Origin of the sequence: Shewanella sp. SP2S2-4 (assembly GCF_031932025.1) — a bacterium.
GTDB lineage: Bacteria > Pseudomonadota > Gammaproteobacteria > Enterobacterales > Shewanellaceae > Shewanella > Shewanella baltica.
Genome location: NZ_JAUOER010000020.1, coordinates 85,875 through 97,943 on the forward strand (window position 1 = coordinate 85,875; position 12,069 = coordinate 97,943).

9 protein-coding genes are annotated in these 12,069 nt (G+C 44.3%); 2 read left to right on the plus strand and 7 right to left on the minus strand.

Annotated elements, in window-relative coordinates; translation table 11 throughout:
* Window positions 1-560 precede the first annotated feature (560 nt).
* A complete protein-coding gene (locus tag Q4Q54_RS15565) occupies window positions 561-2,720 on the plus strand; it encodes a tetratricopeptide repeat protein (protein WP_311988908.1) in 2,160 nt (719 codons plus the stop codon).
* Window positions 2,721-3,474: 754 nt separating this feature from the next.
* Here the strand turns inward: Q4Q54_RS15565 and Q4Q54_RS15570 are convergent.
* The 6 genes from Q4Q54_RS15570 to Q4Q54_RS15595 all read right to left on the minus strand — a co-directional run bounded on the left by Q4Q54_RS15570 (window position 3,475) and on the right by Q4Q54_RS15595 (window position 8,839).
* On the minus strand, window positions 3,475-4,053 hold the full coding sequence (locus Q4Q54_RS15570) for a porin family protein (protein ID WP_012088141.1): 579 nt from the start codon (window positions 4,051-4,053) through the stop codon (window positions 3,475-3,477).
* Window positions 4,054-4,515: 462 nt separating this feature from the next.
* Window positions 4,516-5,211, minus strand: coding sequence for a DUF4336 domain-containing protein (locus Q4Q54_RS15575; RefSeq protein WP_259511453.1), 696 nt, complete (start codon window positions 5,209-5,211; stop codon window positions 4,516-4,518).
* A 238-nt stretch (window positions 5,212-5,449) separates the two neighbouring features.
* The gene (locus tag Q4Q54_RS15580; protein WP_311988909.1) at window positions 5,450-6,307 is read right to left on the minus strand and encodes a methyltransferase domain-containing protein; all 858 of its coding nucleotides are present in this window, start codon (window positions 6,305-6,307) and stop codon (window positions 5,450-5,452) included.
* 254 nt (window positions 6,308-6,561) lie between these two features.
* Window positions 6,562-7,023 carry a hypothetical protein gene (locus Q4Q54_RS15585; protein ID WP_311988910.1) on the minus strand — a complete coding sequence of 154 codons (462 nt, stop codon included), beginning with the start codon at window positions 7,021-7,023 and terminating at the stop codon, window positions 6,562-6,564.
* A 125-nt stretch (window positions 7,024-7,148) separates the two neighbouring features.
* Window positions 7,149-7,922: an EAL domain-containing protein gene (locus tag Q4Q54_RS15590; protein WP_311988911.1), complete on the minus strand. Its 774-nt coding sequence runs from the start codon at window positions 7,920-7,922 to the stop codon at window positions 7,149-7,151.
* Between the two features lie 203 nt (window positions 7,923-8,125).
* A complete protein-coding gene (locus Q4Q54_RS15595; RefSeq protein WP_063884277.1) occupies window positions 8,126-8,839 on the minus strand; it encodes an oxidative stress defense protein in 714 nt (237 codons plus the stop codon).
* Between the two features lie 418 nt (window positions 8,840-9,257).
* Here Q4Q54_RS15595 and rimO point away from each other — a divergent pair, with 418 nt between their 5' ends.
* Window positions 9,258-10,676 (plus strand): 30S ribosomal protein S12 methylthiotransferase RimO, encoded by a 1,419-nt coding sequence (gene rimO, locus Q4Q54_RS15600; RefSeq protein WP_012088137.1) that lies wholly within the window; start codon window positions 9,258-9,260, stop codon window positions 10,674-10,676.
* Between the two features lie 112 nt (window positions 10,677-10,788).
* Here rimO and fumC read toward each other — a convergent pair.
* Window positions 10,789-12,069 (minus strand): class II fumarate hydratase (gene fumC, locus Q4Q54_RS15605; protein WP_311988912.1); only part of this gene is annotated, 1,281 nt, incomplete at its 5' end.

Here is a 12,069-nt window from a genome sequence, read left to right on the forward strand (position 1 = left end):
CATAGTGGAATGAGGAGTTTTCCCTTTCCCCAAGAGTAGAAAGGCGCTTAGGCGCCTTTTTGTTTGCTTCGAAAAGTAGATTTTCCAAACTTCGTTTGCTGTTTTTAAAATCAAAATCAAGGTCGTGGGGCTTCACCCCACACCCGACCAAGAGGGGATCAACAGCAATTCCCTCTTGGATCTCCCTTGCCGCCCCTAGCGAAGTTACATGCATTCGGTACTAGCTTCGTGCTTATTCGAAAATAGCTAACGCTTCCGATGGGGCGTCCCTTCCCCCCGAAAGCTACGCAGACGTCCTGTCTGCGTCACGCTATTTCCTTCAACGCCATTCAGCAACTTCGCAGGGAAAGGTGTACTTCTGAGGCTTTGGTGTTACTTGAGAGTAATGCAAAGCAAACAGAGTGATACCTACCATCACTTTTAGAAAATTTAACAATGTGTAGCTCGTTAAATTTAGCAATTTACGGGAAGGTGATAGGGCGTATCACTTATTATTCGCTAGTATCTGATTTTCTGATAAATTAAAGTCCATTGATGCCTTCAGTTTAACTAGGAACACCGTGTCGCTATTGTATCCACTTCGCCCATACCTACTATGTATACTCTTTGCTATTTGTAGCTTTCATACCGCTACAGTTTATGCAGTAAAACAAAGTGTTAAAACTGATAGTCAGGAGCAGTCTTGGGTAATTCAACAAATTATGCAATTGCAAGAACGCAGCACTCGGTTAGAGGTTTTGCTTCAGCAACAAACTCAGACCAGTAGTGATGTAAAAGAGGCAGAAAAGGAGCTCCAGCAACTGCAATTACAACTGATGGAGCTGAAAGAGAAGTTGGCTGCACAAGCAGATAGTCAGTTAAGGGAAACAAAAAGCTATGACAATCGAATATCTGATATCAATTCGTTTGTGAATATTTGGGGCGTTATGCTCAGTCTCTTTGGCTTGATAATCACAATTGGAGCAATTTTTTTAGGTTTTTCCGCCAAAAATAGAGCGATATATGAAGCTAAAACCGCAGCTAGCAAAGAGGCTAAGACTCTTATTGCAAAAGAAACTGAACTTCTTGTAAGGGATGAACAGGGGCGATTCGAACATTTGAGAGAGCAGTTCGAACAGCAAATTAAAGAGTTACAAGCTAACTTTCAATCTCATAATGATCTACTCATTGCGCAATCTTATCTAGATAGAGCCCAAGAACATGAAAAGGATGGCAAACTTGATTTAGCATTATCCATAAGCAATGAACTTGTGGATAGATTTAGTATTAGTGAATTCCCTGAAATTAATGGGAGGGTTGCCACCGCATTGTTAAATAATGCTCGTAGAACAAACAGCCAAGGCCTAACTATAGATGCAATAGGTATATATGATGACATAGTTCGCCGTTTTGGTAGTTCATCCGAACCTCGGCTGAAAGAGAGTGTTGTGACTGCGTTATTAAATAAAGCGATAATTCAAGATGGACTGAAGCATTACACTGAAGCGATAGGCAATTATGCCGAGGTTATTTGTCGTAATGATGCGTCAGAAGATATTGTGCAGAAAGACAGTTTACAAATAGCATTTGCTTTGTTTTCTATTGGGAATATACAAAAGGAACTTGAAGAAAACGATGCCGCGATTGCCTCTTTTGATGACATTATTCGCAGATTTAGGGTTAGTGAAGATACACTGCTGCAAAATATGGTGCTAATGGCGATAGTTCATAAAGGTATCCTTCAAGTTGTACTTAAAAGAAGCGAAGATGCGCTTGATACATTGGATATGGCGCTTAAGCTTTTTGGGAATTCCACGGAGCCAAGACAAATGGAGCGCTTAGCGGTGGCATTAATCAATAAAGGTAAATTACTCATTGAGTTAGATAAAAAGGATAGCGCCTGTACCGCCTATGACGAGGTGGTAAAACGTTTTAGCGATTCCGAAAATTTGGAAATAAGAAAGCATGTGGCTGTAGCTTTACTTAACAAGGGTAACTTACTAATTGAGCTAGGAAATACAGTAGGTGCTATTGCCACCTATGACGAGGTGGTTAAGCGTTTTGGTGATTCAAAAGATATGGAGCTTATCGGCCAATTGGCTTCGGCTTTGCTAAATAAAGGGATTTCGCAAGCAAAGCTAAAGCAGAATATAGAGTCCTTAAATACATTCAATGAGTTCATTAATCGTTTTAATGATACAACAGAGCCAAAAATGCTGAAGCGTTTAGCCCAAGTAATCCTAAACAAAGGTTTAGCACAAGAAGAACTTGGACTGAAAGATGCTGCGATTTTCACTTATAAGGAGGCTGTTCATCGATTAAGGGATTCAACAGATCCTGAGCAAATTAAGCTGTTGATAGATGGATTTAACATTTTAGGATTTAAGTTGTTATGTCGAGGGAAGGAAGAGTTAGCTAAACAAAATAAGATTGATGCAGAGTTAACATTTAAAGAGGCACTAACTCACTTTAATTCGGCTTTAAATCATAAACAAACAGGTAAGGCAAGTGGAATTATCATGGGTAACCGAGCCTATGCACTTGCATTACTGGCTGATACTGCGTTAGCTGAGAAACAGTTTGCTGAAGCATTGCGTGCTGAGGAATATGGTGGCAAGTTTTTATATGATGCGACTTTAAAGGATTTAGATATCCACCCAGTGGATGAGGATAAGCCAATGCGTGAGCTTGTTAAACGCCAGTGGCAACTTTGGTCAACAGAACAAAGCTGCTATAGCTGATGAAAAAAATGGGACATATATGGTCACCTCGGGGTTAGCAAGGCAATGTCCTATTTTGTTAAAACTAATTTGTGCTAATCGATAATTCACCTTTCACAACGGGGTATCGGTCGTTAATGGTTTACCGGAAAAGATGGGACATACATAACTCTTTCGGGATTAACAACGAACACCTCAGTATCAGGAGTTCTCCATCCCCTGCGAAGTTACTGAAGGGCGTTGAAGAAAGTCGCGTGAGCGAGGCATGGATGCCTCGCTAGCTTTCGGGGTACAGGATGTACCATCGGAAGCGTTAGCGATTTTCGAATAAGCACGAAGCCACTAACTAATGCATGTAACTTCGCTAGGGACGCCGGGGGATTTCCAAAAGGGGAACAGGCGCTTTTCCCCTTTTGGTCAGGTGTGGGGTGAAGCCCCACGACTTTGATTCACCTCGGCCGTAAGGCCGCAATGACAGACAAAGAAGGACATATATGGTCACCTCGGGTTTAGCAACGCCAATACCGCGGCGACAGAAACTCACCTCCCCTCGGAGTTGCCGCAGGACGAATAGAGGTCTTTATTTAATAAAGAGTGCATGAGTTCGGTCATCGAGCATCCAAGGGGGAAACCCCACGCCTTTGATCTTTATTTAAAATAAGTGAAACCAAATAAATTTTACAATAAAAATAAAATCAAAGTAAAAAAGGTGTGACACTTAGCGTGTCACACCTAGATAATCAATTTTTAAATTATAAATATCAAAAAAGAATAATTAGAAGCGATATTCAACACCTAAACTTGCTTGTTTAAAGTCTGTGTCTGTATCTGCACCGTTGCTAACATTCTCAACGGTAATTCCTGCATCATACCAAGTGTACTCGGCATTAATTAAGAATCGGTCTGTGACTTTGAATGCAACACCGGCACCGGCGAACACACCTTCATCATCTTTATTTCCAGAAAAACCTAACACATCATAATCAGTGGAATACCATAGTTGCCCACCTTTAGCGTACAACTCAACGCGATCTACAATGGGATATGAGACTTTTAGCGCAGCGGTATAACCATCTGTTTCTGCATTAGAAAGGCTATTGCCATAATCACCGAAGTTGACGTATCCGCCTTCGATAGCTAAATATTGGTTAAAGCGATAACCAACAAGCCCTTGAATAACATCGCTATTGTCATCAAAGTCATCTTTACCATCAACTTTTAAATAACCATAGTTAGCACCAACATAAATGCCATTTTCTGCGACATCATTATTTTTCATATTCTCCGCATGAGAGTAAACACTAACAGAGGCTAAAGAAATAATGGCGGCCAAAGTAAGAATGGTATTTTTCATAATGTACTCCTAGTTAATTATTTAAATACGCTAAGTACATTACAAAAGTAATGCCAGACTTACCGAACTCAAGCTAAATAGATTTAAGAAAGTTAATAAAAAACATTACTATCAATGCTATACCTTAACCAAGATAATTTAAAATGAAGAAAAACCGTCAAAAATAACAGCTAAAATCACTTATATATTAATAGCTGTAAGTTGCAACCACTCTGGCGAATGTATTTATTGCCTATTGCATTGTAACTATTTCATAGATAAGGAGTAAATTCACAAGCCCGCTACATCCCATCAACCTACTGCCTCTTATAAATTAGTCATCATTCATGTCGCTCTGGTTAATTTTAAATAATATTGCAGATAGTTAACTCCTGAATTCAACTATAAAGTGTTCGCCTTTTATTCGCTGATAATGTATAGCGGTTTAAACGCTAAAATGATATTGAGGCAAAAATAATAATATTATCCTTCCCTATTTACCCAAGAAAATGATTTTTCCAAAAATGCCGTTGCATCATTCTCGATAATAAGACCATGGGCCATGATGATGGCTTTGGGCTCCCAAGCTAATATTTTATCAATATGACTGCGCGCTTGTGTCTTAGCAAACATAAAACTTAAGCGCCAATCTAAGGGCATTTTACCGTTTGGAGCGAGTATTCCCGCTCCGCGAGCCAATAATCGCTGTAAGGCATTAAAAGATTCGGGTGAAAAGTTTTCGATAAGGTCCGTCACAATCAAAGTACGCGATGCTTTATGAAAGAACACACATTCCTGCATAAAATGAGAGCCCGTAAATAAAAGTTGGTCAATATCAGCCGCCCACATGGCATGAAATTGAGCGGTGAACAGGCCATCAAAATGGAGATCTGGCCGCTTTGTTTGAACTTCCGAGGTGCCAAAGCTTTGGGCCTGTGGATAACGTTGCTGCCAGTCCTTTAAAAATAGGTGGTGCAAGTGGTTAGGCGCAATAAGATAACGAACTTCGCCTAACGCCTCGACCAGTGCTTGAAGTTCAGAGGTGAGTTTAATTGGGCTATGCACCCACAAAGCACCATTATTTAAGCGGATCACTGTCATCCGAGTGGTATAGGGCAAGGTAAAAAATGGTACGGCCTCACCATCAAAGATCCACAGGTTTTCTGCTAGTTGCTTCATATCAACTCTCCATGCTGCCAGTCATTCCATCAACAATAGCTTTCGCTTTACCGTACATTGAAGCACGAAATCAGCCGCCAGCCATCATCACAAAAGTATGAAAAGAGAATTGAAAAGACAGAGCACCCAAGACTCATTTTGTTTTAAGGGCTAACAAACCTTACTTAAACCCAATGAATCGCCCTTGCCCTTCCACGTTGCGAAGAGTCATTTGAGTTGCCCAACCTTCAACAGAAGGTCAAATCTTCACGCAGACAAACAGCGCGTTGCCGGATGCTAAATCCCACGGGACGATTCTTTCATAATCATGTTCGAAAACATGCACTTCAAAATAGGGGGCTAACAGTTCCCGCAGTTCTGTGAAGCTCGTCGCGACCATGGCATGTTGATCTTGCCATTGCTCAATGCTGTGTAGTTCTTGTAAGCCAACTTCCTGCAAACCTGCGGCCTGCAACCCCGCTTCCAGCGAGCCTAAACCTTTCATGTCAGAGACTGGTAAAGGCGAAGCTGACACCTCAGTAAACGGCAGACTGCTTTTGGCAATACTCAACTTTAAGGACTGTTTCTCGCCTTGACCACTGTAATGCCAGCCGGATTCGAAGGCGAAATGACTACCATCAAACTCGGCAAAATGCTTAACCGAGGTAGTGTTATCAATTCTGTGTTTATCGACAGTATTAAAACAAAACAGTCCGCCGTCATTGAGCGCACTGTGCACGCTGGCGATACAGCTTTTAAGCCGTTCGATACAAGCACTGTAATGGATGGAATATAAAAAACAGGTAATCAAGTCGACGCGCTCTTCTAAATAAAAAGCTGTCATATCTTGGAGGTTAAACTGGGCTTCGGGACAACGGCGCATGGCCATGTCAAGCATTGGCTGATTGATATCGAGGCCACTGCATTGATAACCAAGATCGATAAAATGCCGCACATGCGGACCCGTACCACAAGCTAAATCAAGGTGTTGTTTACCGTTATTGCCAAGGAACTGATGCAGACGATGAATGCTCGCACTCTGTTGCTGGTAGTTAATATCAGAACACATTAAATCGTAATAGCCGGATAAATCGGTATAGAGCGCGTTGGAAGACATAGTAGCGAATAGGTAACAAGGGCAATTTTAGGTGGCGCATGATATATCAGTTAGCCGATATCATAAACAAACAATTGCCCCGCAGCTCAGTACGGCTAAAGCTAAAGCGGCCAATTGTACACTCAAGGATTCAAATAAGTATGTTGGATAGGAGAGCCGCTAAGCGCGATAATCGCAGATAGAAGAATATGTTAGCTAAAGAAATGAAATCGCAGTGAACTCACAACACACATCGAGCTCACACTCACAATTAACTACTTGCAGGCACATCTCGCGGATTGCTCGCAAGGTGGCGCAGCGGCCACTTCACACATACCCGCAGTTTTACCTTCGCCAACACACCAAGCATTACAGTCAAAGGTATCAGGATGACCTAAGTCGTCACTGTGACCGTGTATTACATCTTTGCCGGGGTTAGATTCGACTAACAGGCCATCGGGCAAACACGCCTCACCAAACACTCTGCCATTAGGCACACCTTGTGCATCGGTACCGACATGGCAACCGGCAACACCGGGCGCAACACCATCACTGTCCTTCCACCAGCTCTGTTTATTCTCTTGCCAATCTGAGGGTTTAAATTCTATGGTGCCCATGGCACCCGCCATTCCCTTGGCGCCATCCGAGGGTTCACCGATTTCACCGTGGGCAAATACTGGGCTAGCTAGCAGTAAGGAACAAGATACTAATAGGGTTAAAGCTGTAAATTGTTTCATAACACCTCCTTTGTTTGAGTCAGAGTAAGCTTAGTCAGATGTGTCGATATCGCCATTTTAGATTCGATGGCAAACACACAAAGCAGAAGAATAACCAGATAGTTTAAGACGTCGAACGAGCACGACTATGGTGCATGAAAGTTCAGCTCTTCATAGGTAGTTAAATATTCGAGCTTAGGTTTAGCAAAGTAATAACCCTGAAAATACTCAATCCCTATAGCCGCGAGATAATTCAGTTCACCTTCGGTTTCAACCCCTTCGGCCAAAACTCTGGTATTAAGCTCTAGGCAAATACGCAGTATTTCATCCACCGCCAGCTGTTTTTCTTTATCGGCATCGATATCACGGATCAAGGTCATATCGAGTTTTAATACTTGAGGGCGCAGGGCATCCAACCAACTTAAATCAGCAAAACCACTGCCAAAATCATCGATTGCGGTGATAAAACCACGCTTAGCATAACTCTCGAAGATGCGGACTAATTTCGCCCGATCGACAATTTGCTCACCCTCTGTCACTTCAAACATAATTTTGTGGATATCAAACCCATACATGTCGGCGGCTTCAATCGTCGCGCGGATACAGGTCTCAGGGTTATATACGGCGTTAGGTAAAAAGTTGATACTGAGCATCTTATCGAGTCCCAGTTTGGAGGCGGTTTCTATCGCTTTAACTCGGCAGGCCTGATCGAAATAGTATTTGTTGCTTTCGTTAATCCGCTCAAACACCCATCCAGCGCCCTCTCCATTGGGCCCACGGACAAGTGCCTCATACCCGTGGTTCTCACGACTAGGCCAATGAATGATAGGTTGAAATGCCATTCGAATTTCAAATCCTAATGACTTACCACTTAAGCAATCCATGCAAGTTTGTTGCTTTATTTGAGCGGGAAAATCCATAAACGGCCTCCTAAACATCACCTTACTAGTGTGAGGATAAATGGTTAAATTTGCCAGTTTTTACTGTTCATCATCCTAATAAAATCCATCACATATAGAGTGAAGAATGCTATTTCCAAAAATATAAAACGATTGTAAACGGCATAAAAAAATGGATGAATCCCAATAGGAGCTTCATCCATCACTATATGCCTCTGACTGATTTACTTCAGTTTATAAATCACTTCAACTCTATCTTCTATGCTCACTTGGCCGTACTGATAGCTCTCGGCGGCGCCCATGGCATCGGCTTTAGCGCTCATGCGTAACATGACAGGTTGCACAGGGCGTTGATCGTAATAACGGATCTGCCAGATCTTACCGAGATTTTCACCAAAGCCTTTAGCCAAAGACTCGGCTTTTTGTTTGGCATCCACAATTGCAGCTTGGCGTGCCTTGGCGACATATTCCGCTTCTTTGCTCGATTTAAGGGCGATGTTATTCACCCGATTCATGCCCTCTTCCAAAGCCGAATCTAAGATTGCATTTAAGCGGCTTAAGTCTGTTACCGTCACGGTAATTTGACGACTGGCGGTGTAACCCGTCAGCTCTGGCGCCTTATCCTGCACATACACGTATTGCGGTTGAAGATTTAAATTCGCGCTCTGGATCTGGTCTTTAGTCACTCCCGCTGCGGTGAGACGGGCGATAAACTTAGCCACGGCGGCATCGGAATTATCCTTGGCGGCTTTAGCGGTTTTTTCGGTCACGGCCACTTCCACATTCACATCCGCCATATCGGGCTCGACTTGGATTTGGCTCACACCCATGGTTTCAATGTGGGGAAAATCGACCTCAGCGGCGAGTACTGCTGGCGCCATAAACGTACTCGAAAAAAGGCCACCCGCTACCAATACCGCTAAAAGAGAATTTTTCATAACTTACTCCAAAATAATGTGCTTATAGCTAAACCACTTCAAATAGAACGCATATTCAAAACGAGACGGCTAACACGACTGTGTCGCTTATTTAGCGCTTAGGCTATCAGTAAAAAGTGCCAATACCTGTACCAATATGTAACAGCATCAACAAACTGTCTCTTGCTCCCTATAAACGCGGCGGATTTTAAAAAGGGTTAATTTTTCTGAAAAATATTTAGCTCTTTTTACCCCTATGAGTTCGACTGCGGATCTCTAGCGGATATCTCTATATCCACACCCAAAATAGGCCTTAGGGTTAACTGGCATATTCAGCGCCCCAGTTGTACACTTTTCAGCCAAAGCTACTGTACCTTTTAACCACTTCAGGTATAATCCGCCATCTTTTTTAAGGCTGCTCTAACCTCAGCGAGAAACCATGACAGTTGAAACTTTTAAACCCAAGCAAACGACCACGCTTGATATCCCAGTAAAAACATTAGAAGCAGCAAGCACTAATGCTGTTACCACTGGGAATCGCATCGGTTTCGTGTCTTTGGGCTGCCCAAAAAACCTCGTGGATTCAGAGCGTATTCTGACTCAGTTACGCATCGACGGCTACGAAGTCACTAACAGCTACGACAATGCCGACTTAGTTATCGTCAATACCTGCGGCTTTATCGATGCTGCGGTTGAAGAATCTCTGGATGCTGTGCGTGAAGCCTTAGAAGAAAACGGCAAAGTGATCGTCACTGGCTGCCTTGGCGCTAAAGAAAACCAAATCCGCGAAGTGCACCCAGATGTGTTAGAAATCACTGGCCCACACAGCTACGAAGCGGTGTTGAAGCATGTTCACAAGTACGTGCCTAAGCCAGAGCACAACCCTTTCACCTCGTTAATCCCACAAACTGGGGTTAAGTTAACGCCTAAGCATTACGCTTATTTGAAGATTTCAGAAGGTTGCGACAACCGTTGCACTTTCTGCATAATTCCTTCACTACGTGGCGATCTCGACAGCCGCCCAGCGGGCAGCATCTTAGATGAAGCCAAGCGTCTAGTTGAATCAGGCGTACAAGAAATTCTAGTCGTGAGCCAAGATACCTCGGCCTACGGCAAAGACAAAGGCGGTCGTACCGATTTTTGGAACGGTATGCCAGTCAAGCAAGACATTACTAGCCTAGCGCGCCAACTGGGTAAAATGGGCGCTTGGGTGCGTCTGCATTACATCTATCCATACCCATGGGTTGACGATCTGATCCCGCTGATGGCCGAAGGTTTAATCCTGCCGTATCTGGATATTCCAATGCAGCATGCAAGCCCACGTATCCTGAAGATGATGAAACGCCCAGGCCGTGTTGACCGTCAGTTAGAAGCGATTCAACGCTGGCGTGAAATTTGTCCCGATCTAGTGATCCGCTCGACCTTCATCGTCGGCTTCCCAGGTGAAACCGAAGAGGATTTCCAAATCCTGCTCGATTTCTTAAAAGAAGCACGTCTTGATCGCGTCGGTTGCTTTAAGTATTCAGAAGTGGATGGCGCTGTCGCCAACACCATCGCCGAGCTTATCAGCGAAGATGTTAAAGAAGACAGATACCACAGATTTATGGAAGTCCAAGCCGAGATCAGCGCCGAACGTTTAGCCCGTTTCGTTGGCCGTACCTTAGACATTCTGATTGACGATGTAGACGAAGAAGGCGCCATTGGCCGCAGCTTCGCCGATGCACCTGAAATCGACGGTATGGTGTTTATCAATGGTGAAACTGAGCTGGAACCTGGTATGTTAGTTCGTGCCCGCATCACCCATTCAGATGAACACGATCTATGGGCTGAAGTAGTCGACGCTGACACCCAAGACTAAGATAGGTTCTAGGTTCTAGGTTCTAGATTCTAGATTCTAGATTCTAGATTCTAGCAGCTGCGCTCTTTGCAGCGTCCTAGCAGGGCGAAGCCCGCCCTGCTTTTTACCTTCACTAGACATCTGGCCCCAACATCTTATTGGCATCGACCCAAAGCTCGAACTCTTCTGCCGTGACAAACTCAAGTTCTAATGCCGCTTGGCGCAGCGTCTTGTGTTCGCTATGGGCTTTTTTGGCGATCTTAGCGGCCTTTTCATAACCGATATGTTGATTCAGCGCTGTCACTAGCATGAGTGAGTTTTCCACATGCTTAGCAATCTGAGGTTCATTTGCCACTATGCCGACCACGCAATGGTCATTAAACGACTGACAAGCATCCCCCAATAAGCGCCCCGATTGCAGCACATTGGCGATGATCATCGGCTTAAACACATTGAGCTCAAACTGACCATTGCTGCCGCCAATGCTAACGGCGACATCATTGCCCATGATTTGCGCGCACACCATAGTCATGGCCTCAACCTGAGTCGGGTTGACTTTGCCCGGCATAATCGACGAACCCGGTTCATTTTCAGGCAGCAATAACTCAGCGATGCCGCAGCGCGGTCCAGAACCTAACATCCTAATATCATTTGCGATCTTCATTAAACTGACCGCCGCAACTTTATAGGCCGCCGACAGGGCGACTAATTCATCGTGGGCAGCAAGGGCGGCAAACTTATTCGGCGCCGTCACTAAGGGCAAACCCGTGAGTTTTGCGATATTGTCCGCCACCTTAACGGCGTAATCCTTATGCGTATTCAGCCCAGTGCCCACGGCGGTCGCACCTAAGGCTAACTCGGCCACCCGCTTGAGACTGTGCTCAATGCCTTCGAGGGCATGACTTAATTGCGCGGCGTAACCCGAAAACTCTTGGCCTAAGGTTAACGGTGTCGCATCCATAAAATGCGTGCGGCCTATTTTAACTAGGTGCGCAAACTTCTCGGCCTTATCCTGCAAGCTCTGCTGTAGTGACTTCATGCAGGGCAAAACCAGCTCAACGGCTTGACGATAGGCAGCAATGTGCATGGCGGTGGGAAAAGTATCGTTGGAAGATTGCGAGCGATTTACATCGTCATTGGGGTGCAAACATTTAACTGCATCGGTGAGTTGCCCACCCGAGAGCACATGGCCGCGATAGGCAATGACTTCATTGACGTTCATATTAGTTTGCGTGCCCGAGCCCGTTTGCCAAATAACCAAGGGAAATTGCGTATCGAGTTCGCCCGCAATCAGCTCATCGCACACTTGGGCAATCAGTTGGGCTTTAGCTTGAGTCAAAGTGCCAAGTTGTTGATTGGTAATGGCGGCGGCCTTTTTGAGATAACCAAATGCATGGATCACTTCAATCGGCAT